This is a genomic window from Burkholderia sp. Bp9140 (assembly GCF_003853425.1).
Taxonomy (GTDB): Bacteria; Pseudomonadota; Gammaproteobacteria; order Burkholderiales; family Burkholderiaceae; genus Burkholderia.
Genome location: NZ_QTPQ01000007.1, coordinates 1 through 24,261 on the forward strand (window position 1 = coordinate 1; position 24,261 = coordinate 24,261).

At 67.4% G+C, this 24,261-nt stretch carries 23 protein-coding genes; 8 read left to right on the forward strand and 15 right to left on the reverse strand.

The features are described from left to right. Nucleotides 1-166: 166 nt before the first annotated feature. From DIE21_RS07775 to phnS, 7 genes are read right to left on the reverse strand one after another with little or no spacing between them, the layout of a single operon-like run. Complete coding sequence (locus DIE21_RS07775; RefSeq protein ID WP_124497144.1) at nt 167-718, reverse strand: phosphonate degradation HD-domain oxygenase; 552 nt, start codon at nt 716-718, stop codon at nt 167-169. 4 nt (nt 719-722) lie between these two features. After that, a complete protein-coding gene (gene phnY, locus DIE21_RS07780; protein ID WP_409364620.1) occupies nt 723-2,174 on the reverse strand; it encodes a phosphonoacetaldehyde dehydrogenase in 1,452 nt (483 codons plus the stop codon). Next, on the reverse strand, nt 2,174-3,484 hold the full coding sequence (gene phnA / locus DIE21_RS07785) for a phosphonoacetate hydrolase (RefSeq protein ID WP_124497146.1): 1,311 nt from the start codon (nt 3,482-3,484) through the stop codon (nt 2,174-2,176). Before phnA ends, phnY begins: the two co-directional genes overlap by 1 nt. Continuing rightward, the gene (gene phnV, locus DIE21_RS07790; RefSeq protein WP_124497147.1) at nt 3,481-4,341 is read right to left on the reverse strand and encodes a 2-aminoethylphosphonate ABC transport system, membrane component PhnV; all 861 of its coding nucleotides are present in this window, start codon (nt 4,339-4,341) and stop codon (nt 3,481-3,483) included. The genes phnA and phnV overlap by 4 nt, the downstream gene beginning before the upstream one ends. Further along, complete coding sequence (phnU, locus tag DIE21_RS07795) at nt 4,331-5,251, reverse strand: 2-aminoethylphosphonate ABC transporter permease subunit (RefSeq protein ID WP_124497148.1); 921 nt, start codon at nt 5,249-5,251, stop codon at nt 4,331-4,333. The genes phnV and phnU overlap by 11 nt, the downstream gene beginning before the upstream one ends. Beyond that, on the reverse strand, nt 5,229-6,332 hold the full coding sequence (gene phnT / locus DIE21_RS07800; RefSeq protein WP_185642742.1) for a 2-aminoethylphosphonate ABC transport system ATP-binding subunit PhnT: 1,104 nt from the start codon (nt 6,330-6,332) through the stop codon (nt 5,229-5,231). Before phnT ends, phnU begins: the two co-directional genes overlap by 23 nt. 34 nt (nt 6,333-6,366) lie before the next feature. After that, nucleotides 6,367-7,458, reverse strand: coding sequence for a 2-aminoethylphosphonate ABC transporter substrate-binding protein (gene phnS, locus DIE21_RS07805; RefSeq protein ID WP_124497150.1), 1,092 nt, complete (start codon nt 7,456-7,458; stop codon nt 6,367-6,369). 254 nt (nt 7,459-7,712) lie between these two features. Here phnS and DIE21_RS07815 point away from each other — a divergent pair, with 254 nt between their 5' ends. Further along, nucleotides 7,713-8,822 carry a 2-aminoethylphosphonate--pyruvate transaminase gene (locus tag DIE21_RS07815; protein WP_124497152.1) on the forward strand — a complete coding sequence of 370 codons (1,110 nt, stop codon included), beginning with the start codon at nt 7,713-7,715 and terminating at the stop codon, nt 8,820-8,822. 102 nt (nt 8,823-8,924) lie between these two features. On the opposite strand, the gene DIE21_RS07820 is transcribed toward DIE21_RS07815, so the two are convergent. Genes DIE21_RS07820 through aroQ form a run of 3 tightly spaced genes read right to left on the reverse strand, consistent with a single transcriptional unit; the run spans nt 8,925 to nt 11,614 of the window. Continuing rightward, nucleotides 8,925-10,268 carry an MFS transporter gene (locus DIE21_RS07820; RefSeq protein ID WP_124497153.1) on the reverse strand — a complete coding sequence of 448 codons (1,344 nt, stop codon included), beginning with the start codon at nt 10,266-10,268 and terminating at the stop codon, nt 8,925-8,927. Between the two features lie 39 nt (nt 10,269-10,307). Continuing rightward, complete coding sequence (locus DIE21_RS07825) at nt 10,308-11,162, reverse strand: shikimate dehydrogenase (RefSeq protein ID WP_124497154.1); 855 nt, start codon at nt 11,160-11,162, stop codon at nt 10,308-10,310. Next, entirely contained in the window at nt 11,159-11,614 is a 456-nt protein-coding gene (aroQ, locus tag DIE21_RS07830; RefSeq protein WP_124497155.1) for a type II 3-dehydroquinate dehydratase, read from the reverse strand. The genes DIE21_RS07825 and aroQ overlap by 4 nt, the downstream gene beginning before the upstream one ends. A 257-nt stretch (nt 11,615-11,871) precedes the next feature. On the opposite strand from aroQ, the gene DIE21_RS07835 reads away from it, so the two are divergent. Both DIE21_RS07835 and DIE21_RS07840 read left to right on the forward strand, forming a co-directional pair. Continuing rightward, a complete protein-coding gene (locus tag DIE21_RS07835; protein ID WP_124497156.1) occupies nt 11,872-13,764 on the forward strand; it encodes a bifunctional sugar phosphate isomerase/epimerase/4-hydroxyphenylpyruvate dioxygenase family protein in 1,893 nt (630 codons plus the stop codon). A gap of 277 nt (nt 13,765-14,041) precedes the next feature. Beyond that, nucleotides 14,042-14,305 carry a hypothetical protein gene (locus DIE21_RS07840; protein ID WP_124497157.1) on the forward strand — a complete coding sequence of 88 codons (264 nt, stop codon included), beginning with the start codon at nt 14,042-14,044 and terminating at the stop codon, nt 14,303-14,305. Nucleotides 14,306-14,377: 72 nt separating this feature from the next. Here DIE21_RS07840 and DIE21_RS07845 read toward each other — a convergent pair whose 3' ends face one another. Continuing rightward, nucleotides 14,378-15,172, reverse strand: a complete 795-nt coding sequence (locus tag DIE21_RS07845) for an AraC family transcriptional regulator (protein WP_124497158.1) — start codon at nt 15,170-15,172, stop codon at nt 14,378-14,380. A gap of 674 nt (nt 15,173-15,846) precedes the next feature. Here DIE21_RS07845 and DIE21_RS07855 point away from each other — a divergent pair. Together DIE21_RS07855 and DIE21_RS07860 are read left to right on the forward strand one after the other, a co-directional pair. Continuing rightward, entirely contained in the window at nt 15,847-16,983 is a 1,137-nt protein-coding gene (locus DIE21_RS07855; protein WP_124497160.1) for a branched-chain amino acid ABC transporter substrate-binding protein, read from the forward strand. Between the two features lie 304 nt (nt 16,984-17,287). Beyond that, nucleotides 17,288-18,598, forward strand: a complete 1,311-nt coding sequence (locus tag DIE21_RS07860) for an MFS transporter (RefSeq protein ID WP_124497161.1) — start codon at nt 17,288-17,290, stop codon at nt 18,596-18,598. A 135-nt stretch (nt 18,599-18,733) separates the two neighbouring features. On the opposite strand, the gene DIE21_RS07865 is transcribed toward DIE21_RS07860, so the two are convergent. The 3 genes from DIE21_RS07865 to garD form a co-directional block, all read right to left on the reverse strand. Continuing rightward, a complete protein-coding gene (locus DIE21_RS07865) occupies nt 18,734-19,171 on the reverse strand; it encodes a DoxX family protein (RefSeq protein ID WP_124497162.1) in 438 nt (145 codons plus the stop codon). 227 nt (nt 19,172-19,398) lie between these two features. Further along, nucleotides 19,399-19,854, reverse strand: a complete 456-nt coding sequence (locus DIE21_RS07870) for an RbsD/FucU family protein (protein ID WP_124497163.1) — start codon at nt 19,852-19,854, stop codon at nt 19,399-19,401. A gap of 216 nt (nt 19,855-20,070) precedes the next feature. Beyond that, nucleotides 20,071-21,624 carry a galactarate dehydratase gene (gene garD / locus DIE21_RS07875; protein ID WP_124497164.1) on the reverse strand — a complete coding sequence of 518 codons (1,554 nt, stop codon included), beginning with the start codon at nt 21,622-21,624 and terminating at the stop codon, nt 20,071-20,073. Between the two features lie 229 nt (nt 21,625-21,853). On the opposite strand from garD, the gene kdgD reads away from it, so the two are divergent. Then, nucleotides 21,854-22,768 (forward strand): 5-dehydro-4-deoxyglucarate dehydratase, encoded by a 915-nt coding sequence (gene kdgD / locus DIE21_RS07880; RefSeq protein WP_124497165.1) that lies wholly within the window; start codon nt 21,854-21,856, stop codon nt 22,766-22,768. Nucleotides 22,769-22,919: 151 nt separating this feature from the next. Here kdgD and DIE21_RS07885 read toward each other — a convergent pair whose 3' ends face one another. Then, nucleotides 22,920-23,471 (reverse strand): hypothetical protein, encoded by a 552-nt coding sequence (locus tag DIE21_RS07885; protein WP_124497166.1) that lies wholly within the window; start codon nt 23,469-23,471, stop codon nt 22,920-22,922. Between the two features lie 188 nt (nt 23,472-23,659). On the opposite strand from DIE21_RS07885, the gene DIE21_RS07890 reads away from it, so the two are divergent. Both DIE21_RS07890 and DIE21_RS07895 read left to right on the forward strand, forming a co-directional pair. Further along, complete coding sequence (locus tag DIE21_RS07890; protein WP_006752328.1) at nt 23,660-23,857, forward strand: type II toxin-antitoxin system VapB family antitoxin; 198 nt, start codon at nt 23,660-23,662, stop codon at nt 23,855-23,857. Next, nucleotides 23,854-24,225, forward strand: a complete 372-nt coding sequence (locus DIE21_RS07895) for a type II toxin-antitoxin system VapC family toxin (RefSeq protein ID WP_124497167.1) — start codon at nt 23,854-23,856, stop codon at nt 24,223-24,225. The genes DIE21_RS07890 and DIE21_RS07895 overlap by 4 nt, the downstream gene beginning before the upstream one ends. The last annotated feature ends 36 nt before the right edge of the window (nt 24,226-24,261 follow it).

Consider the following 24,261-nt stretch of genomic DNA (forward strand, 5'->3'; position numbering starts at 1 on the left):
CAACCCGACAGCACCACTTCCCTTCTTCCCCCGCGCCGCGTTTCCGTTAGCGCGAAAGAGGCGTGATTCTATGCACCGTTTGCCGATCGCGCAAGGGGTTTCTCGAAAAAATTCAAGGCCTCGCACGCTACCGCGCGCGAGGCCTTGAATAGAGGTGGTCGAATCGTCAGGCCACCCGCACCTGGCGTGCCACTATCTCCATATAGTGATCGAGGTGCGGCGTCACCTTGCCCGCCTCCTTCGCCGTATCGTCCCAGCGGCGCAGACGCAGCGCATCCTCCGCGAACGGGCGCTGCAGGAACACCGCCGCTTCCTCTTCACTGAAGATGCCGCCCTGCAGCGCGAGACTGCGCACCGAATCGGGCGACAGGCTCTCGAAGTAGCCAGCGTCCGTCCGGCACAGGCAACGCTTCGCGTCGACGTGCAGCCGGACCGGTTCGAGCACCGCATCGGTCAACAACGGCCGCAGGAACGGCAGCACGTAATACTGATGCAGATCGTCGATCCCGCGTGCACTCGGCGTCTCGCCATGCCGATTCAGCAGATGCCCGAGGTCGTGCAGGAACGCCGCCGCGACCAGCGCCTCGTCCGCGCCCGCCTCCTCCGCCAGCAAGCCGCTCTGCAACGCGTGCTCCAGCTGCGTGACCGGTTCGCCGCTATAGGCGACATGGCCATGCTCGCGATACAGCCCGTGAATCTCTTCTACCGTCAGTGCCATCCGCCTACTCCCAAGGCAGCGAAAACGTCTTCAGGTTCGTGAAGCTCTTCATCGCCTCCTGCACGCCTTCCTTATAGCCGAGCCCCGAATCCTTGATCCCGCCGAACGGAGACAGCTCGATCCGGTATCCGGGCACCTCCCAGACATTCACCGTCCCGACGTTCAACTCGTTCACGAACCGCACGACCGCGGCCGTACTGTCCGTACACACGCCGGACGACAGCCCGAATGCCGTGCCGTTGCTGATCCGGATCGCGTCGTCGATCGTGTCGAACGTAATGACGGGCGATACGGGGCCGAAGGTCTCCTCGCGCACGATCGTCATCGAAGGATCGACGTTGTCGAGCACGGTCGGCGAATAGAGCGCACCGCGCCGCACGTTGCCGGTCAGCAGGCGCGCGCCCTGCGCGACGGCCTCGTCGACCCGCGCCTCGAACAGCCGCGCCGCCGCGGCGTCGATCACCGTGCCCATTTCATTCGCCGGATCGAACGGATCGCCGTACTTCCATGCGCGCGTCTTCTCGACGAGCAGCTCGGTGAACGCCGGCGCGACCGCGCGCTGTACCAGGATCCGCTTGACGGCCGTGCAGCGCTGCCCCGAATTCCGGTACGACCCGAGCACGGCCAGCGACGCGGCACGTTCCAGATCGGCATCGTCGAGCACGATCAGCGGATCGTTGCCGCCCAGCTCCAGCACGATGCGCCGGTAGCCGGCCCGCGCGGCGATCGCCTTGCCGATCGACACGCCGCCCGTAAAGGTAATCAGCGATGCATGCGGATGCGTGACGAGTTCGTCCGCGATCTCGCGCGGGTCGCCGGTCAGCACCTGCAGCATCGGCTCGGGCAGGCCGGCCTCGTAGAGCAGGTCCGCCAGATAGAACGCCGACAGCGGCACCTTCTCCGACGGCTTCACGATCACGCGGTTGTTGGTCGCGATCGCCGGCGCGATCTTGTGCGCGACCTGGTTCATCGGGTGATTGAACGGCGTGATCGCGACGATCATGCCGTCGAGCGGCTGCCGCTGCGAGAACACACGTCGCGCCTTGCCGTGGGGTGTCAGGTCGCACGAGAAGCTCTGCGCGTCGTCGCGCAACGCCTCGACCGACGCGAACTTCAGCACGTCGGCGACGCGGCCGATCTCGTAGCGGGAATCCTGTTTCGACAATCCCGATTCGAGCGTGATCAGGTCGGACGCTTCCTCCGTACGCTCGCGCAGCATCGCGGCCGCACGCTCGAGGATCTGCGAACGCTCGTAACGCGTGAGCGCCGGCCGGTACGCCATCGCATATTCGAACGCGGCGCGCACGTCGTCGACGCTCGCCAGCGGCGCCGTACCGACACGCGTGCCGGTGTACGGATCGGTGACGTCGAACACTCGGTCGCGCGTCGCACGCGTGCCGCACCAGCGCAGCGCCTCGGCGCGAAACGCGGGGTGATCCTGTCGGGGATGAGCCATCACGACGCAATCCGGTTCAGCACGAAATCGAAAACGTCGAAGTTGCGCGGACGACGTACAGGGTCGTCCCGCTCGATCCGGCGGTTGAACAGCAACGGCACTTCCTGTTCGGACACGCCGCCGTGCGAGCGCAGCGGCACGGTCAGGCCGGACAGGTCGTGTTCGCGCTCGCGCGTGCCGAGCGTCATGTCGCGCCGCGCGATCACGACGAGATCGCCAATCCGGTCGGCAGGCAGCTCGAAGCGCGCGGCAGCTTCCGCGTTGTCGAGCACGAGCTCGACGCCGTCGATCCCGCCGATGCGCCACATCGCATCGGTCCGGTCGACACCCGGCGCCAGATACACGGTCGCGAACGAGCCGAGCGCGCCGTGGTGCACGACGTATGGATCGGTGATCGGCAGGATCACGCGCGCGGCCCGCGCACCGAACCAGCCGTCGAACGCATCCTGCAGATAGATCACGTTCGGGCGGCCCGTTGCCGGATCGTGCTTCGCGTTCATCCCGTGGTCGGCCGTGAGCCCGATCGCCCAGCCGAGCGCATCGAGCTGCGCGAGGTAGCCGTCCATCATCGCGTAGAACGCGTTCGCACCCGCACTGCCCGGCTCGCACTTGTGCTGCACGTAGTCGGTGGTCGACAGGTACATCAGATCGATCTGACGCGTCTGCGCGAGCCGCACGCCGGCCGCGAACACGAATTCGGACAGCGCCGCGCTATAGACATCGGGCGACGGCAGGCCGACCCAGTCGAGCACGTCGACGATGCCGTTTTCCGCAAGATTCGCCTGTGCAGCCTTCTCGGCGGAAAAACAGACGCCGTGCATCTGCCAGCCGAGCAGCCGGCGCAGCTTGTCCTTCGCCGTGACGACAGCCACCCGCGCGCCGGCGTCGGACGCCGCCGCGAGCAACGTGCCGGCCCGCAGGTAGGCCGGGTCGTTCATCATCACTTCGGCGCCACGACCGCCGTCGGCGGCTGGATCCCAGAAGTAGTTGCCGCAGATCCCGTGGACCGACGGCGGCACGCCGCAGACGATCGACAGGTTGTTCGGGTTGGTGAAGGTCGGCACGACGCAGTCGGCGCGCCATGCCGTGCCCTCCGCGATCATCCGGCCGATGAACGGCGCGACGCCCGCCTCCACCGCACGCTCGAGATAGTCGTACTCGCAGCCGTCGACGCAGACGACGACAGTCGGTTCGACCGGCAGCCGGTAGCGCCGGCCGTTCACGTCGACGCAACGTCCCGCGAGATCCGTCGATACCTTGCCCGCGGCCGGTTGCTCGCCGGGCAGCCGCAACGCGGACGCGGCGTTCATGATGCGGCCCGCGTGCCGCGCGGCACGCGCGCGGCGATCAGCAGCAGCGCCGCGAGCGACGCGCCGAGCATCAGCAGCGACAGCGCCGACGCAGGCAGGTAGTAGCCGCGCTCCACCTGTCCGATCACGACGATCGGCACGGTCGCGAAACCCGGCGGATAGACGGTCAGCGTCGCGCCGAGCTCGCCGAGCGACAGCGCGAAGCCGAGCGCGAGGCTCGCACGCAGCGCCGGCACGAGCTGCGGCAGCAGCACGCGGCGCAGCACCATCGCGGGCGGCGCGCCCAGGCTCGCCGCCGCTTCGCGCAGCACGGTCAGCTCCGGGCGCAGCGCGGCGGCCGCGCAGCGATAGCAGAACGGCAAAATCAGCGCGAGCTGCACGAGCACGACGATCGCCGCGGAGCTCGACAGGTCGAGCGGCTTCTGGTGATACGCGATCAGCACCGCGAGCCCGAGCACGACGCTCGGCACGCCGTTCGGCACCATCACGAGCGCGTCGACCACCGCACCCAGACCGCGTCGGTCGCGCCCTTCGAGCGCGAGCGCGAGCCACAGCCCGAGGATCGTGCCGATCGCCGACACGCCGAAGCCGATTTCGAGGCTGGTCAGCAGCGCGTCGTATTCCGGCGACCCGAGCCGCTCGAACCAGCGCAGGCTGTAGCCGGCTGGCAAAATCGTACCCGACCACTGCGTCGACACGCTCGACAACGCGACGACGACCACCGGCAGCACGAACAGCCAGAAGCAGGCGAACGCGGCCAGCGCGAGCGCCGCGCGCGATGCATGCTTGAGCAGCGTGTCGCCCCAGCCGATCCGATGGCGCGGCACGGCTTGCCCGATACGGAATTCAGCGGACATCGTTCCCTCCCGTCGCACGCCGGTTCACCCGGCGATAAACCGCGTAAAGCGCCAGCGACAGCGCGAGCATCACGACCGCGCCGGCCGACGCGGTCGGCAGGTCGAGGTCGACGGTCGCGCTGCTGTAGATCGCGACCGGCAGCGTCACGAGCCGCGCACTGCCGAGCACGAGCAGGATCCCGAACTCGTTCAGCGTCAGCAGGAAACACAGCACGGTGCCGGCGGCGATGCCCGGCCACGCGATCGGCAGCACGACGCGGCGCGCGAGCATCCAGCCGGACGCGCCGAGACTGCGCGCCGCTTCGATCAGGCGCAGGTCGAGCGTCGCGAACGAAGCGAGCGTCGGCCGCACGACGAACGGCGTGTAGAACACGGTCTGCGCGAGAATCACGCCGCCGATGCCGAACAAAAAGTCGAGCGGCGGGTTCTCGAGATGGAACAGGTGCTGCAGCGCGATGCTGATCGAGCCTTGCGAGCCGTACAGGAAGATCAGCGTGAACGCCACGAGGAACGACGGGAACGCGACGTACAGTTCCAGAAAGCGCGTGACGAGCGACGCGCCCGGGAACGGCTTGAAGAACAGCAGCGCGGCCAGCAGCACGCCGAGCACCGACGCGGTGCCGGCGCTCGCGAACAGCACGCCGACCGTCGTCAGCAGCACGCCGCGCGTATCGGGGTTGCCGAAGAACGTCCGGTACGCGGCGAAGCTCAGCCCGTGATCGCCGGACACGCTCAGCAGCACGAGCCGCACCAGCGGATAGACGACGAGCGGGCCCAGCACGACGATCGCGAGCGCCGCGAGGTGCAGGTCGCCCATGCGCTTGCGGCGCCGCGCGGCGGCGGCATGCGCGGCGGCCGACGCGAGCACGTGCGGCGGCAGGCCGGCTTCAGGGTTCGATAAGGACGACATCGTCTGCCTCGCAATGCAGGGACACGCGCGCACCGCGCTCGGGAGCCGCGCCGCGGCCGCGCTGCATCGTGACGCGCACGGGTTCGTCGGGCGCCGCGTCGATCACGACCGCGATCGACAGGTCCGCACCCTGCCATTCGACGGACGACACCGTGCCGTGCAGGCCGCCCGCCGCGAGCGGCATCACGGTCAGGCGCTCGGGGCGCACGCACGCGACCTTGCCGCGCACGTCGTGGCGCGGATCGCCGAGCGGGAAGATCACGTGCGGCGGCAGCAGGTTGGCCGGGCCGAGATAGCGCGCGACGTAGCCGTCCTGCGGCGCGTCGTACAGCTGTTGCGGCGTGCCGAGCTGCGCGATGCGGCCATCGCGCATCAGCAGCGCGCGGTCGGACAGCACGAGCGCGTCGTCGCGGTCGTGCGTCACGCAGACGACGGTCAGGTTCGGCAGGCGCTCGTGCAGCGCCTTCAGTTCGCTGCGCACCGAGGCGCGCAGGTTGGCATCGAGCGCCGACAGCGGCTCGTCGAGCAGCAGCACGTCCGGCTCGATCACGAGCGCGCGTGCCAGCGCGACGCGCTGCTGCATCCCGCCCGACAACTGCGCGGGCAGGTGATGACCGGCATCGCCGAGCTGCACGAGCTTCAGCGCGTCGGCGACGCGGCGCGTCACTTCCGACGAGGCCATCCCGCGGGCGCGCAGCCCGAATGCGACGTTCTCGAACACCGACAGGTGCGGGAACAGCGCGTAATTCTGGAACAACAGACCGAGATTGCGCTTGTGCGGCGGCGCATGGGTCAGGTCGCGCCCGGCCACGTTCAGCGTGCCGGTCAGGCCGTCGGCCTTCACGAACCCGGCGATGAAGCGCAACAGCGTGGTCTTGCCGCAGCCGCTCTTGCCGAGCACGGTCAGAAATTCACCGGCGCCGATCGACAGCGACAGATCTTCCAGCACCGTGCGTGCGCCGTAGCGCACGCTCAGATGTTCGATCCGCACGCCGCCCGGCGCGCCGGACCGCAGCGTCGCATGCGGCTCGGCGGCGCCGAATGCGCCGGGATGGGTCAGGGCGGTTTCCACCGGGTTCATCCTCTTGCTCACGAATACAGGTGACGTGCGCCGATCACTTCGGCTTGACGACGTCGAGCTGCTTGCCCGAGCTGCCGATCACGTCCTTCTTCCAGCGCTCGATCCACACCGGCTTCTTCGCCATCACCTGGGTCCAGTCGACCGGGATCAGCTTCACGCCCGCGATCGCCTTCTTGACCGCTTCGCCGTTCTTGCCGGCCAGCGGCACGTCCGTGCGGCCCGGGATACCGTACATGTCCGGCACCTTCGACTGCACTTCCGTCGACATCAGGTAGTCGATCAGCTTCTTGCCAGCGTCCTGGTTCGGGCCGCTCTTGATCAGGCCGATGCCGTACGGCAGCTGGAACGTGGTCGGCTGGTCGCCTTCCTTCGCCGCGAGGAAGATCGGCTTGACGGACAGCGCGCCGTGCTCGGCGTCGTCGAGGTCCATCTGCAGGTCGCCGTTCGCGACGCTGATCTCGTTACGCGACAGCAGCACGTTCAGGTAGCCCGTGCCCTTCGTGTGGAACTTCACGCTCTGCGACAGCTTCGCGAGATAGTCGAACGCCTTGTCCTCGCCCATCAGCGACGTGGTCAGGATCAGCACGGCCATCCCGTCGCCGGCGGTCGCCGGGTTCGAGTACGCAACCTTGCCGGCATAGCTGGGGGACAGCAGGTCGGCGAACGTCTTCGGCTGGTTCTTCACGACGTCCGGGTTGATCGCGAACGAGAAGTAGTTGTTCACGAACGTCGCCCACGTACCGTCTTCCGCCTTCGCGATCGCCGGCACGTTCTTGTAGTTGACGCTCTGGTACGGCTGCAGCAGGCCCATCTGACCGGCTTGCTGGATGAACGGCGGCAGCGTGACGATCACGTCCGCCTTCGGCGAATTCTTCTCGATGTTCGCGCGGTTGACCACCTCGCCGCTGCCCGCCGTCACGATGTTGACCTTGACCCCTTCCTTCTTCTCGAAGGCCGGCAGCACATCGCGATAGAGGTTCTCGAGACCGTCCGCCGTATACAGCACGACCGCGTTTGCCGCATGCGCCGGCATCGCGGCACCTTGCAGCAGACCGGCGGCGCAGGCGGCCAGCGCGAGCTTGCGGAACGCGCCGGCAGCGGCGCGCGAGGAATTCTGCAGTGTCATCTCACTTCTCCGTAGACGGAACACCAGGCGGCCGGGGCACGATCCGGCTCGTTTCAGTCGGACAGACCGACAACCGGCCTGCCTCGCTGCCGCGCTGCAGGTGGTTTCGCGCGGCAACCGAAGGATCACAGCGTTCGATGACAACCCCGTGACGAGCACCACAATTTCCACAAAATGACACATTTTGCCAATATCATGCAAGTCATTCAGATATGCCGCCTCGGCGTTTCGTCCAACCTTTGCTGGAGAAAACCATGCCCGACCCGATTCTGCTCACGCCCGGCCCGCTCACCACGTCCGCCACAACACGCCACGCAATGCAACATGACTGGGGCTCGTGGGACACTGCTTTCAACCAATTGACGGCGAGCGTCTGCGCGGATCTCGTCGCGATCGCGCGCGGCGGCGACGAGTACGTGTGCGTGCCGATGCAGGGCAGCGGCACGTTTTCGGTCGAGGCCGCGCTCGGCACGCTGGTGCCGCGCGACGGCGTCGTGCTGGTGCCGGACAACGGCGCGTATTGCGCGCGCATCCTGAAGATTCTCGGCCGGCTCGGCATCGAAGTGATCGCGCTGCCGTTCGGCGAGGACGCAGCGGTCGAACCGGCGGCGGTCGAAGCCGCGTTCGCGCGCGAACCGCGCATCACGCATGTCGCGCTGGTGCACCTGGAAACGAGCGCCGGCATCCTGAATCCGCTCGATGCGATCGCGGCTGCGTGCCGACGGCACGGCAAGCGGCTGATCGTCGACGCGATGAGTTCGTTCGGCGCCTTGCCGATCGCGCTGGCGGACAGCGGGATCGACGCGCTGATCTCGGCGAGCGGCAAATGCCTGGAAGGTGTGCCGGGGATGGGATTCGCGATCGTGCGGCGCGACGCGCTCGACGCGTGCGAAGGCAACTCGCCGTCGCTCGCGCTCGACCTGCACGATCAGTACGCCTACCTGCGCAAGACCGGCCAGTGGCGCTTCACGCCGCCGACGCACGTGATCGCCGCGCTGCGCGCCGCGCTCGACCAGTACCTGGCCGAAGGCGGCCAGCCCGCGCGCGGTGCGCGCTATGCGGAGAACTGCCGGTCGCTGGTCGAATCGATGCGCGCGCTCGGCTTCGCGCCGTTCCTCGACGCCGGCGTGCAGGCGCCCGTGATCGTCACGTTCCATGCGCCCGACCATCCGGCCTACGATTTCCGCCGTTTTTATGACGCGGTGCGCGACGCGGGCTTCATCCTGTATCCGGGCAAGCTGACGCAGCTCGAGACGTTCCGCGTCGGCTGCATCGGCGCGATCGATGCCGGCGACATCCGGCGCGCGGTCGCGGCGATCGCGCAGGCGCTCGAATCGCTCGGGATCGCCATGCAGCGCGCGTGAGCGCTGATGCACGAACCGGCCCGCAATCCGGCGGCAGAAACAAAAAAGCCCGGCGGCTCGAGGCCGCCGGGCGAATGCACCGAACGTGCGTGGAGCCGGTACTTACAGTTCGATCCGCTTGATGTCGCCGACGACGAAGATGTACGACAGCGCGCCGATCAGCGCGATCACGCCGATGAACACGAGCGCGCCGACGAACGACCCGGTCGATGCGACGATGAAGCCGACGACGAGCGGCGTGACGATCCCCGCGAGGTTCGCCGCGAAGTTGAAGATGCCGCCCGTCACACCGAGCAGGCCGTCCGGCGCGATGTCGGACACGAGCGTCCAGCCGAGCGCGGCCATCCCCTGCGCGAAGAACGCGACCGACATGATCGCGATCACGGCTTCGTTGCTCTTCACGTAGTTCGCGAGAATGATCGTCGACGCGAGCAGCAGGCCCGCGATGATCGGCAGCTTGCGCGCGAGGTTCGCGGACTTGCCGCGACGCAGCAGCCAGTCGGAGAAGATCCCGCCGAACATCACGCCGACCGACGCGGCGATGAACGGCATCACCGCGAAGAAGCCGATCTTCAGCCAGCCCATGTGGCGCTCGGTGGCGAGATAGGTCGGGAACCAGGTCAGGAAGAACACGAGCGTCGAGTTGCCGGCGAACTGACCGAGGCAGATGCCCGCGAGCTGGCGCTTCTTCAGCAGCCGGCCGGCCATCGCCCAGCTGAACTTCGCCTGCGCGGCCTTGCCGCCCTTGTCGCCGTCCTTGCGCGCGCCGTGCACGAGCCCGCCGCCGGCCTCGATGTAGGCCAGTTCCTCCGCGTTCGCGCTCGGATGGTTGCGCGGCTCGTGGTAGAACTTCCACCAGACCAGACCGAATACGATCCCGACCGCCCCGACGACCCAGAACAGCGAGCGCCAGCCGAACGCACCCATCAGCGCGAACAGCACGGGGCTGAAGAACGCGAGGCCGATGTACTCGCCGACGGTGTAGGTGCCGGTTGCCATCGCGCGTTCGTTCTGCGGGAACCACGTCGCGACGACGCGGCTGTTGGTCGGAAAACACGGCGCTTCCGTCACGCCGAGACCGAGCCGGCATGCGAGCAGCGTCCCGACGCCGGGCACGAAGCCCTGCAGGAGCGTGCACAGCGACCACAGCGTCATCGACCAGTAATAGGTGATCTTGCTGCCGAAGCGATCCAGAAACAGACCGCCCGGCACCTGCATCGCGACGTACGTCCACGAAAACGCGGAGAACATGATGCCCATCACGGCCGCGTTGACGCCGAGCTCCTTGGTGAGCTGCGGCGCAGCCACTCCCAGCACGGTACGGTCGAGATAGTTGATCATCGTGCCGATCGCGAGCAGCGCGAGAATCTTGTAGCGCGCCGACGTACGCCGGACCGCGCCGGCCGCCTGCGCGGGCGCGGCATTGGTGTGGGTAGTGTGCTGCATGGTCGTCTCCTGGTCTCTTTTTCCAGCTAGTAGGTAGGGTCAGCGCGCGACGAGCGACTGAAAGTGCTCGAACATCCGCTCGTCGTCCGGCGTGCGTCCGGTGAAGATTTCGAATGCGTCCACGGCCTGGTACACGGCCATTCCGCCCCCCGGCAGCGTCGCGCAGCCGGCCGCGCGCGCCGCGCGGATCAGTTCGGTTTCGAGCGGGAAATACACGATGTCGGCAACCCACATCCCCGCGTGAAGCAGTTCGGCCGGCAGCGGCAAGCCCGGGTGCTTGGCCATGCCGGTCGGCGTGGCATGGATGAGGCCCGTCGCGGCGCGCATCGCGGCCGCGAGATCGCTGCCCGGCGTGACCCGGGCGGCCGGGAAGCGCTGCTGCAGGTCGCCGGCGAGCCCGGCGGCACGCGTGCCGTCGACGTCGAAAATCACCAGTTCGGCGGCACCCATCTGCAGCGCCGCATGCGCGACGGCCGCGCCCGCGCCGCCCGCGCCAAGCTGGACGACACGCTCGAGCGACGCGTCGGGCAGCCCGCGGCGGAACGACTTCGCGAAACCCGACCAGTCGGTGTTGTGGCCGATCCGCTTGCCGTCCTTGAACAGCACGGTATTCACCGCGCCGAGCGCGCGCGCGTCGTCCGACAGCGCGTCGAGGTGCTCGATCACGCGCTGCTTGCACGGATGCGTGATGTTGAGCCCGTTGTAGCCCATCCGCTGCGCGGCCTCGAGCAGCTGCGGCAGCGCGTCGACGGTCAGGCCGAGCGCGTCGAGATCGATGCGCCGGTACACGTAGCCGAACCCCTGGCGGAATCCTTCTTCCTCATGCATCGCGGGCGACAGCGAACCGCCGATGCCCTGGCCGATCAGGCCGATCAGAAAAGACGGGCGGCTCATCGGGCGGCTCCCTGGGCAAAAAGGGTCGACAGGCGCTGCAGCGCGAATACGTAGCCTTCGGTGCCGCAGCCGCAGATCACGGCTTCGGCCACCGCCGACACGTACGAGTGGTGACGGAATGCCTCGCGGCGGTGCACGTTGGAGATATGCACCTCGATCACGGGTTTCGCGATCGCGGAAAGCGCATCGGCCAGCGCGACCGACGTGTGCGTATAGGCGGCCGGGTTGATCACGATGCCGTGCGTGTCGTGACGCGCGGCATGCAGCCAGTCGATCAACTGGTGCTCGGCGTTCGACTGGCGGAAGTCGATCTCCAGCCCGAGCCCGTCGGCCGCCGTGCGGCAACGCTGCTCGACGTCGGCGAGGGTTTCCGCGCCGTAGATATGGGGCTCGCGGGTCCCCAGCAGATTCAGGTTCGGGCCGTTCAGCACCAGCACCTTGTACTTGCTCATGTCGGTTTTGCTCCAGAAACGGGGGCGAATCGCTAGCCGACTTCGGCCCCTGACGTCAAGAATTGGCGCTAGTGTGCGCTTGCGCAAGCGCAATGTCTTTTCGGGTTTTCGCTAATTTGTACCATCTAGTTAGTTTGTATAATTCACCTCACTTCCCTAGTAAATTCGGGATATGGCGTTCGCCGAGAATTCAACGACTGGTTCATTCCGGCCCGATTCGGCCGACGCCACACCCCGCTCATCCGCAGGATTCGCCCATGCAGCGCTCGATCGCCACCGTGTCACTGTCCGGCACCCTCGCCGAGAAGCTCGCCGCCATCCAGGCCGCCGGCTTCGACGGTGTCGAAATCTTCGAGAACGACCTCGTCTACTTCGACGGATCGCCCGCCGACGTGCGGCGCATGGCCGCCGATCTCGGCCTCGACATCGTGCTGTTCCAGCCGTTTCGCGACTTCGAGGGCGTGAGCCCGGCCCAGCTCGCCCGCAATCTCGACCGCATCCGCCGCAAGTTCGACGTGATGCACGCGCTCGGCACCGACCGCATCCTGGTGTGCAGCAACGTGTCGCCGGACACGATCGCGGACGACGCGCTGCTGGTCGACCAGCTCGGCGCGCTCGCCGAAGCCGCGCGGCAGGCCGGCGTGGTCGCCGCGTACGAGGCGCTCGCGTGGGGCCGCGTCGTGAACCGGTACAGCCATGCATGGCAGCTCGTGAACGCGGTGAACAGCCCGCACCTCGGCCTCGCGCTCGACAGCTTCCACACGCTGTCGCTCGACGATTCGCCGGACGCGATCGCCGACATCCCCGGCGACCGGATCGCGTTCGTGCAGATCGCGGATGCGCCGAAGCTCGCGATGGACGTGCTCGAATGGAGCCGCCACTACCGCTCGTTCCCCGGCCAGGGCGACTTCGATCTCGCGCGCTTCACGGCCCGCGTGATCGAGTCCGGCTACAAGGGGCCGTTGTCGCTCGAGATCTTCAACGACGGCTTCCGCGCCGCGCCGACCGCGATCACGGCCGCCGACGGCCACCGCTCGCTGCTCTATCTGGAAGAACTGACACGCGCCCGGCTCGCGCAGGACGGCCGCACGCCGGCCGCCGACCAGCCGCTGTTCGCGCCGCCGGCGCCGCCCGCGCACGTCGGGTTCCAGTTCATCGAATTCGCGGTCGACGCGCAGGCGGCGGCCACCGTCGGCGAATGGCTCGGCCGGATGCGGTTCCGGCTCGCGGGCCGTCACCGGTCAAAGGACGTGACGCTGTTTCAGCACGGCGCCGCGTCGATCGTGCTGAACGCCGAGCGCGATTCGTTCGCCGACGCGTTCTTCCAGCAGCACGGGTTGTCGCTGTGTGCGTCCGCGTTCCGCGTCGACGACGCGAAGGTGGCATTCGAACGCGCGGCCGGCTTCGGCTACGCGCCGTTTTCCGGGCGCGTCGGCCCGAACGAACGCGTGCTGCCGAGCGTGCAGGCGCCGGACGGCAGCCTCGAATATTTCGTCGACGAGGCGCCGAACGCGCCGACGCTGTACGAATCGGATTTCGTGCTGACCGACATCGACGGCCCGAGCGAGGTCGGCCCGCTGACGGGCATCGACCACGTCTGCCTCGCGCTGCCGGCCGACGCGCTCGATACGTGGATCCTGTTCTTCAAGACCGCCTTCGGCTTCGAGGCCGAGCGCAGCTGGCTCGTGCCCGATCCGTACGGCCTGATGCGCAGCCGTGCGGTGCGCAGCGCGGACGGCTCGGTGCGGATCGCGCTGAATGCGTCGGTCGACCGCCATACCGCCGTTGCCGAATCGCTCGACCGCTATCACGGCACGGGGCTGAACCACGTCGCGCTCCGGACCGACGACATCGTGAAGACGGTCGCCGCGTTCGCAGCCGACGGCGTGCCGTTCCTGCGGATCCCGCCGAACTACTACGACGATCTCGCCGCACGCTACGCGCTGCCGGACGAGCTGATCGACACGCTGAGCGCCCACCATCTGCTGTACGACCGCGACGAACACGGCGGCGAATTCCTGCATGCGTATACGGAGCTGGTCGACAACCGCTTCTCGCTCGAGATCGTCGAGCGGCGCGGCGGCTACGACGGCTACGGCGCGACGAACGCGGCCGTGCGGCTCGCCGCGCAGGCGCAGCGCAGGAAATAAGGGCGCAACGGGATTCCGTTTCGGGGTCGGATTGACTGAGAGAACGCGCGGCGTGCGCCGCGCGGCCCCACCATCGTGGGAAATACCGCGGCGGCGCCCCGCCTGGCAAGGCTGGCCGCCTGCTACCCGAAACGGCCGACCGGCCGGGGTTACATCCGGTAATGCTTGCCGCACCGCACCATCCGCGCCGCCGCCGCGGTTTTAAGAATCGCTTAAGTCTTCCTCGGCACCATCCGCATCCAGTAACCCGATGGATATCCCGAAAAGGAGGACAGCGATGAGCGCCGTAGATGCACCCGCGGGCCGCCCGGCCGCCCCCCCTGAGAAGAAGACGATGCTGCGCCGTTTGCTCAGCCATCACGAAATCGCGACGCTGCTCGTGCTGCTGCACGCACCGATCGGCGCGAATGCCAAGGCCGAATTGCCGGCGCTGCAGGAAGCCGGCCTCGTCGAGATGGTCAAGCTCGACACCGACACGGCACCGAGCTTCCGGTTGACCGAAGACGGCACGGCCGTCCTGAAAGGGCTCGGCTACCGCTGAGCCGACGCTGTCCCGTTTCCCGTTCCCGCCCCCACGATCATTCCGATCCGCCGGCCCGGCCGGCGCGTCATTTCACCCTGCCCGGTCCTGCAGCATCAGCCGGTATTCGGTCGGCGTCACGCCGACCGTCGCCTTGAACTGGCGCGTAAACGCGCTGTGATCCGTATACCCGCATAGCGCCGCGACGTCCGTCACCTTGTCGTGCGTGACGAGCAGCGCCGTGGCCGCGTCGAGCCGCGTTTTCAGCAGCACCTGGCGCGGCGTCAGGTGAAACACCTTGTGGAAATAGCGTTCGAGCTGCGCGACCGACATCCCGGCCATCTGCGCGAGCTGCTTCAGGTTCAGCGGCTGCACGTAGTGATCCTGGATGTGCTGCACTACGTCGGCGAGCCTGCTGTAGGCCGGATGCGAACCCTCGTGCGCCTTCAGGTCGCGCGAGATGCCCGCGAGGCCGACCACCTTGCCGGCCGCGTCGCGCAGCGGCTCCTTGCAGGTCAGGCACCAGCCCGGCTGGCGGCCCGGATACAGATGCAGCTCGAGCTGGTCCATCAGCTGCTGGCCGGCGTTGATCGTCGCCATGTCCTGCTCGAAATAGGTGCGGCCGAAGCGGCGCGGAAACACTTCGTCGGTCGTCTTGCCGAGCAGGTCGCGCTTGTCCTTGTAGCCGCAGCGCATCGCCAGCGTGCGGTTGACGAGCGCGTAGCGGCCGTTCGCGTCCTTCACGAAGAACGCGACGTCGGGCAGCGCGTCGAACACCGGCTCGAGCAGGCGGAAGTGCGCGAGCATTGCACCGAGATCGGCGTTGTCGGGCTGGTAGCGCAACGTATCGGACAGGCTCATGGGCGGTGCGGCAAGGAAGGTCGTCATCCCGGCGTCTGCGAAGGGAGTGGCTGATGGCGTCGATTATAGGAGCGCGCTTGCGAGCGCGTCGCGGCGATCGACGGGCGGACGATCTCGGGCAAGCGGTCCGATAGCGCGGCGAACGGCGGTGCGTGCAACGCGCCGCCGTTCGACGGCGATCGGGCGGCCGCAGGCGATGGCGCGCGGCACGCCGCGCGGTTGTGCGCGCAACCACCGAGTCGCTCGCGTGCCGGGCGGCGACGATTCCGCATCGGCCCGCTGCATGTCGCCGCGCATCTGTCCGCGATGCCCGCGATGCCCGCGTCCAACCAACGGCGCCGGGACAACGCACGCCCGAACCCGCCATCCTAGAAATGCCGGCGTGTCGCGTCTTGGCGCGATTACGCACTCGGCATGACGATTTCAGCATATATCAGGGTTATCGACGATATGCCGATATCGTCGCCGGCCGCGCACCGAACGCGCAAGACGGGCGCTTTTTTGCTACCTAGACTTTGCTCAACGGTCACGAGACGACATCCCGCCGCAGCCGCGCACGCCGATTCCGGCACAACCCGCGCGGCGCGCGGCGCGCCCGCACCGCCCTCGCATCGGTGCGCAAACCGATACGTCTCGCCCGGTTTACCGCACCGGCCCGCTGGCCGGCGGCGGCCCAACCATGCCATCAAGGGGAAGTGAAAGTGAAGCTGAAGGTATCGCACGTCGCGCTGGCTGCTGCCTGCGCACTGTCGGGCGCACACGCCATCGCCGCCGACGTCGTCAAGATCGGTTTCGCCGCACCGCTGACGGGGCCGCAGTCGAACTACGGCACGGACATGCAGAAGGGCGTGCAGCTCGCGATCGCCGATTTCAACGCGACGCATCCGACGATCGGCGGCAAGCCGGTCACGTTCCAGCTCGACTCGCAGGACGACCAGGCCGACCCGCGCACCGGCACGACCGTCGCGCAGCGGCTGATCGACGACAACGTCCGCGGGATCATCGGACACTTCAACTCGGGCACGAGCATTCCGGCGTCCGACCTGTACGATCGCGCGGGGCTGCCGCAGATCTCGATGGCGACGTCGCCGCAATACACGGCACGCGGCTACAAGACGACCTACCGGCTGCTGACGAGCGACGCGCAGGCCGGCCGCATCGTCGGCGCGTATGCGGTGAAGACGCTGCACTTCAAGCGCATCGCGATCATCGACGACCGCACGGCCTATGGCCAGGGCATCGCCGACGAATTCGCGAAGGCCGTGCAGGCCGCGGGCGGCACGATCGTCAAGCGCGACTTCACGAACGACAAGGCGCTCGACTTCTCCGCGATCCTGACCAACCTGAAGGGCATCAACCCGGACGCGATCTTCTACGGCGGCGGCGACGCGCAGTCTTCGCCGATGATCCGCAAGATGCGCCAGCTCGGGATGAAGTCGGCATTCGTGACCGGCGAGATGTCGCGCTCGCCGACGTTCCTGAAGGTCGGCGGCGAAGCGGCCGAAGGCGCGATCGTCTACATGGGCGGGCTGCCGAAGGAAAAGATGCCCGGCTTCGCCGGCTACGCATCGCGCTACAAGGCACGCTTCAGCGAAGACGTGATCACCTACTCGCCCTACTCGTACGACGGCACGATCGCACTGCTCACCGCGATGAAGGACGCGAACTCGACCGACCCGAAGGTCTATACGCCGTATCTCGGCAAGGTGTCGATCAAGGGCGTGTCGGCGCCGAGCATCGCGTACGACGCGAAAGGCGACCTGAAGGATGCGCCGGTGACGATCTACAAGGTCGAACGCGGCGCGTTCAAGCCGGTCGACACGATCGCCGGCAACTGATCGCCTGGACCCTTGTGACGCGCGGCGCGGCAAGCGGCTCACCCGCCTGCCGCGCCGCGCGCGTTTCGCGCTCGACAACGTCCGAGGCATTCCTCGGCACGCCCCCGCGCTCGCGCATTTCGCGCTCCTGTAGAATCCCCCCACCCGCTTTGACGCTTCGTCTCCGTCGTGCCCCATCCCGGTGCGACGGCGCGTGTTACGTGCTCTATCCGGCGCTCAGCACACTTTCGACGACGCAGGCCGCGCGCTGGAGACGCGGCCTCGATACAGACACAACAACATTCGAAAACCGATCGTCCTGACCATGCAAGCTTCCGAATTGAGCGGCGTGCCTCGCGCCGCCGAACGCGCGCTCACGCGCAGCGACTACAAAACCCTTGGCCTTGCCGCACTCGGCGGCGCCCTCGAGTTCTACGACTTCATCATCTTCGTGTTCTTCGCGCCAGCGATCGGGCAGCTGTTCTTCCCGCACGACATTCCCGACTGGCTGCGCCAGCTGCAGACATTCGGCATCTTCGCGGCCGGTTATCTCGCGCGTCCGCTCGGCGGCGTGATCATGGCCCACTTCGGCGACCTGTTCGGCCGCAAGCGGATGTTCACGCTGAGCGTGCTGATGATGTCGGTGCCGACGCTGCTGATGGGCCTGCTGCCGACCTACGACTCGATCGGCATCCTCGCGCCGGTGCTGCTGCTGCTGTTCCGCGTGCTGCAGGGCGCGGCGGTCGGCGGCGAAGTGCCGGGCGCATGGGTGTTCGTGTCGGAGCATGTGCCGTCGCGTCACATCGGCTATGCGTGCGGCACGCTGACCGCGGGTCTCACGGCCGGCATCCTGCTCGGCTCGCTGGTCGCGGCCGGCATCAACAGCCGTTACTCGGGCGCCGAAGTCATCGCGTTCGCGTGGCGCATTCCGTTCCTGCTCGGCGGCGTGTTCGGCCTGTTCTCCGTGTACCTGCGCCGCTGGCTGCACGAGACGCCGGTGTTCGCCGAGATGAAGGCGAAGAAGGCGCTCGCGGCCGAGATTCCGCTGAAGGCCGTGCTGCGCGACCACGGCCGCGCGGTGATCGTGTCGATGCTGCTCACGTGGATGCTGTCGGCGGCGATCGTCGTCGTGATCCTGATGACGCCCGCGCTGCTGCAGAAGCAGTTCCACCTGACGCCCGCGACCACGCTGTTCGCGAACAGCATCGCGACGCTGTGCCTGACGGCCGGCTGCGTTACCGCCGGCACGCTCGCGGGCTGGATCGGCGCGAAACGCGTGCTCGGCATCGGCGGCCTCGTGCTGGCCGCGTGCTACTACCTGCTGTTCGTGCAGGTCGCGGCCGACGCGTCGACGCTGCCGCTGTACTACGGGATCGCCGGCTTCGCGGTCGGCACGATCGGCGCCGTGCCGTTCGTGATGGTCCGCAGCTTCCCGGCCGTCGTGCGCTTCTCGGGCATCTCGTTCTCGTACAACGTTGCGTATGCGATCTTCGGCGGCCTCACGCCGGTGATCGTGTCGCTGATGATGAAGTCGAATCCGCTCGCGCCGGTCGTGTACGTCGCGGCGATCTGCGTGCTCGGCGCGATCGCCGTGCAGTTCTCGAAGGATGCGAAGGACCTGAAGGACGCACGCTGAACGTCGGCGCGCACGCGCCGGCTGCATGAACGAAGGGCCGAATCCCGCGGCGTGCGGGATTCGGCCCTTTTGTCTTGCTTCATTTTGTCTTGCTTCAGCGCGACAGCCCATGCGCGTCGCCCGGTTCGCCCCGACTCAGCGCAGCGCCCCGTACGACGAACTCGGCCGGCGCAGCGCGTCGATGCTCGCGCCGCCCGCGCCGGTCACGAACAGCAGCAGGAAACCACCGGCGATCGCGACGTTCTTCCAGAAGTGGATCACCATGTCGTGCTGGACCGCGGCGTCCGTCGCGTCCCAGAAATTGTGTCCGACCATCGCGGTCGCGATCGTATAGAACGCCATCAGCAGCGCGAGCGGCTTCACCTTGTAGCCGACGATCAGCAGCAGCCCGCCGAGCGCTTCGATCGTGACGACGACCGGCCCCATCACCTGCGGATAGGGCACGTTCAGCCCGTGCAGATAGCCGATGAAATCGCTGTAGCCGAGCAGCTTCATCACGCCGCCCCACAAGAACAACGCCGCCAGCGCCAGGCGTGCGAAAAAAATGACGCCGGAATCGACGGAACGCGTCATGCCTCTCTCCTCGTATGCAATTCGGCCGTCCGCACGGGGCGCGCCCAATGCGGTTCGGGGCCGCGCGGCCCTGCGGGGCCCGCGGCAAATGGGCCAGCATAGAGGGTCTTTCCGCGGTGTCCAAGCAAAAGGTTGTAGCAAATCTTTACACTGCGGCGGCGGCACAGGCATGACGCCGCCGCGAAAAAGCGGTGTTCGGCCTTTACCGCAGATAAAGGGAACAGGCCCTATCTGGCGTCGCTCAACAGCACGCCTTTCTTGAACAGGAAGCACCCGTAGCCGCGCAGCTCGCCGGTGACGATCACCGCATAGGCCTGCTGCGCGCGCTCGTAGAACGCGAAACGGTCGATGCCCGCGAGCGGCACCGCGCGCCCTTCCGCGCGATCGATCTCGACCTGCACTTCGCGCTGCACGGGCGGCACCGCGACCGGATCGCCGACGACCTCCATCCGCCACGCGGGCGTGTCGACGAACGTGTCGAGCGGCAGCACGGACAGCACCGCGCGCGCGACGCGTGCCGAGTCCGCGCCGTCGATGCGCAGCGCGCGGCCGACCACCGTGTGCTCCGCGACGGATTCCGCAGGAAAGTTCGCATCGCAGATCGCCACTTCATCGCCGTGGCCCATTGCGCGCAGCGCGTGCAGGATGTCGGCGTGCAACAGCGGATCGAGATTCTTCAGCATGTGGGCAAGTCTCCGGGATCAGGAACGAATTGCATAACATTACCCGAACCCGGACGCCGCCGGGCGACAGCGCCGCGGACGTTTCGGGTTCGCGTGCGCCTTTCGTCGCCGGCCGCGCGCGAGCGGTCGATTACGTTCGAGGTAAGGAAATCGCGCCGCCGCGATGACAAACGGGCGCCCGAAGGCGCCCGCATCGTCAGCCGCCGCGACCGTGCTTCAGGTCACCGGCGCCGGATTGAACAGCGTCAGCGCATTCGCGAGCTTCCATTGCTCGGCCCATGTGCGGCGCTTGCCGCTCGCGACGTCGAGCATCAGCCGGAACAGCTCCCAGCCCACGTCCTCGATCGAGGCCGCGCCGGTCGCGATCTGCCCTGCGTCGAGATCCATCAGGTCGTGCCAGCGGCGCGCGAGATCGCTGCGCGTCGCGACCTTGATCACCGGCACCTGCGCGAGGCCGTACGGCGTGCCGCGGCCGGTCGTGAAAATGTGCAGGTTCATCCCCGCCGCGAGCTGCAGCGTGCCGCAGATGAAGTCGCTCGCGGGCGTCGCCGCGTACAGCAGCCCCTTCTGCCGCGCACGATCGCCGGGGCGCACGACGCCGGCGATCGGCGCGCTCCCCGACTTCACGATCGAGCCCATCGCCTTCTCGACGATGTTCGACAGGCCGCCCTTCTTGTTGCCGGGCGTCGTGTTCGCGCTGCGGTCGACGCGGCCGCGCTGCAGGTAGCGGTCGTACCAGTCCATCTCGCGGATGATCTCGCGGGCGACGTCCTCGTTCGCCGCGCGCGACGTGAGCTGCGCGACGCCGTCGCGCACTTCGGTCACTTCCGAGAACATGATCGTCGCGCCCGCGCGCACCAGCAGGTCGGCCGCGAAGCCGACCGCGGGGTTCGCGGTGAGCCCCGAGAACGCGTCGCTGCCGCCGCACTGCACGCCGACGACGAGATCCGACGCCGGGCAGGTTTCGCGACGCCGGCGGTTCAGCCGCTCGAGATGCGATTCGGCCATCTTCATGATCGAGTCGATCATCGAGTTGAAGCCGACGTGCGCGGCATCCTGCAGGCACACGACGCCGCCGTTGTCCGTCGCGCCGTCGGCCGCCACCGGAATCGTGCCGGGCGGCAGCAGGCGTTCGGGCTGCAGCTTCTCGCAACCGAGGCTCACCGTCATCACCTCGCCGCCGAAGTTCGGGTTCAGGCTGATGTTGCGCAGCGTGCGGATCGGAATGTCGGCATCGGGCGCGTCGATCGCGACGCCGCAGCCGTAGGTGTGCTCCAGCCCGACCACGTCGTCGACGTTCGGGTAACGCGGCAGCAGTTCTTCCTTGATCCGCTTCACCGCATGCTCGACGACGCCCGACACGCATTGCACGGTCGTCGTGATCGCGAGGATGTTGCGCGTGCCGACCGAGCCGTCGGGATTGCGAAAGCCCTCGAACGTATAGCCTTCGAGCGGCGCCAGCGGCGGTGCGGCACGCGTGGCGAGCGGTAGGTCGTCGAGCCCCGGCGGCTCGGGCATGCGCATCGTGCGCTCGTTGACCCAGCTGCCGCGGCGCAACTCCGTGAGCGCGTAGCCGATCACGACGTTGTAGCGGACGATCGGGTCGCCGGCCGCGAGGTCGGCCAGCGCCACCTTGTGGCCTTGCGGCACGCCTTCGCGCAGCGTCAGGCCGTCGGCGAACGTTGCGCCCTCGGGCAGGCCGCCGTCGTTGACGACGATCGCAACGTTGTCGTCCGGGTGCACGCGGATATAGAGAGGGGAAGCAGTCATCGGAATTCCTGGGAGGCTACCGTCAAATCGTTAGTCATCATACGACATTCAACACCAACCTGCGATGCTGCGTAAACCCTTATTCGGAAAGACCCTACTTCGCATTGGCCAGCAAATCGCTTGCGTCGCCTCTTCTTGCGTTGTACGATGACATACAACGACATCGCCAATATGGCTCGGATGCCGTGCCCGACGAACCCAGCACTCGTGCAAGACGGACGACCCAACCATGACTTCACCGCAAGAACTCAAACAGATCATCTCCCACGGCCTGCTGTCGTTTCCGCTGACGGATTTCGACGCGGACGGCAGCTTCCGCCCGACCACCTACGCCGAGCGCCTGGAATGGCTGGCGCCGTACGGCGCGACCGCGCTGTTCGCGGCCGGCGGCACCGGTGAATTCTTCTCGCTCACGCAGCGCGAGTATTCGGACGTGATCCGCGTCGCGACGGAAACCTGCAAGGGCAAGGTGCCGATCCTGGCCGGCGCCGGCGGCGCGACGCGCGTCGCGATCGAATATGCGCAGGAAGCCGAGCGCCTCGGCGCGAGCGGCGTGCTGCTGATGCCGCACTACCTGACCGAAGCCAGCCAGGAAGGCATCGCCGAACACGTCGAGCAGGTGTGCCGCGCGCTGAAGATCGGCGTCGTGGTGTACAACCGCGCGAATTCGAAGCTGAACGCCGACATGCTCGAGCGCCTCGCCGATCGTTGCCCGAACCTGATCGGCTTCAAGGACGGCGTCGGCGAAATCGAGAGCATGGTCACGATCCGCCGCCGCCTCGGCGATCGCTTCGCGTACCTCGGCGGCCTGCCGACGGCCGAAGTCTACGCAGCCGCGTACAAGGCGCTCGGCGTGCCGGTGTACTCGTCGGCCGTGTTCAACTTCATCCCGAAGACGGCGATGGAATTCTACGAAGCGATCGCGAAGGACGACCACGCAACGGTCGGCCGCCTGATCGACGAGTTCTTCCTGCCGTACCTGCAGATCCGCAACCGTCGTGCCGGCTACGCGGTCAGCATCGTGAAGGCGGGCGCGAAGCTCGTCGGCCACGACGCGGGCCCGGTGCGCGCGCCGCTCGTCGACCTCACCGACGCCGAACGCGCCGAGCTGGACGTGCTGATCAAGAAGATGGGTCCGCAGTAAGCGGGACGGCCGGCCGCGGTGCCCTCGGCGGCACGGCGGCCGGCTTGTGTTGCTCGTGTTGCATCGCGGCCGGCTCTTGCCGGCCGCAGTCATTTGCCGCGGCAGCCATGCCACGCATCCCGCCGCGATACGTGCGGTCAAATCGACACATCTACATCTGCGCGATGACGCCGATGATCCGGTGACGCACGTTGCCGAGCTTGATCCGGGTCGCCTCGATTTGCCCTTGCGCGCCCGCACGCACGCGGGTATTCGACTCGCCGCCGAGAATCTGCCCCAGCACGTCGCGGTCGACGACCGCATCGAAGAACCGGCCGACCGTGATCGTCGCCGACTGCTTCGCGCTCAGGAGCGCGCTGTTGGCCTGCATCAGCGCTTCGGTGCGCAGGTTCCGGTCGCGTTCGTCGATGCTGCGGCGATGCTCGAGCGCGAATACGAGTGCTTCCATGTCCTGTCTGAAACGGCGCACGGCAAGGCCGAACACGAGCGAATGCGCGTCGGAGCCGGTCACGGGCCGTCCCTGGTTGATGGTCACGTCGAATTCGCTGCCGCCCAGGTCGCGCTGGAATTCCAGCAGCGCGTTCGCGAGCACGCGCCCTTCGCTGTACTGGCCGATCCGGCTGCGGACCGAATGCGCGACGTCGCCGATCGCCTTCCACAATCCGGCGGCGAACAGGTGGTCGCCGCGCTTGCTGATGTTCATCGGGTGGTTCCCTCTTGGTCTTTTGTGAGTCTCTCAGGCTCGCCTGCGGGCCGTGCGGCGCGAGGCCCCGCTACTGTAGGAGAATTTCCGGCGACGCGGAAGCCGATGCTCACCTCGTCAAGGCAACACATCATCAATAGCATCATTTGATGCCACAATTGATGCATCGACTTTCTCGGGAGCTGCTCATGCGCACCACCTTGTCCCTCGACGACGCGCTGCTTGCCAAAGCACAGCAATTAACCGGCGTCACCGAAAAATCGGCGCTGGTGAGAGAAGCGCTGCGCGCATTGATCGCGCGCGAAAGCGCACGCCGGCTTGCCCGCCTCGGCGGTACCGAGCCCGATCTCGAATCTGTTCCACGCCGCCCATCGGAGCCAGCATGATTCTTGTCGACACTTCCGTGTGGTTCGACCACCTGCGAGCCGGTGACGCGGCGCTCACGACATTGCTGGAAGCCGAACGCGTGTTGATCCATCCGTTCATCATCGGCGAGCTTGCACTCGGCAGCATGCGCGATCGCCAGACCGTACTGGATGCGCTGCGCGACCTTCCCGCCGCAACCCCGGCAACCGACGACGAAGTTCAGCGCATGATCGATGTCGTACCGCTTCACGGGCTCGGCATCGGTTACATCGACGCCCATCTGCTTGCCTCGGCCAGACTGACCGGTGGCAGCAAGCTGTGGACACGCGATCGGCGCCTGCTGGCCGCAGCCGAGCGCCTGCAACTCGTCGCCCACCCCGCTCACTGACCGCGCGAAATCAGCGGCACGACGCCCGCCACAAAT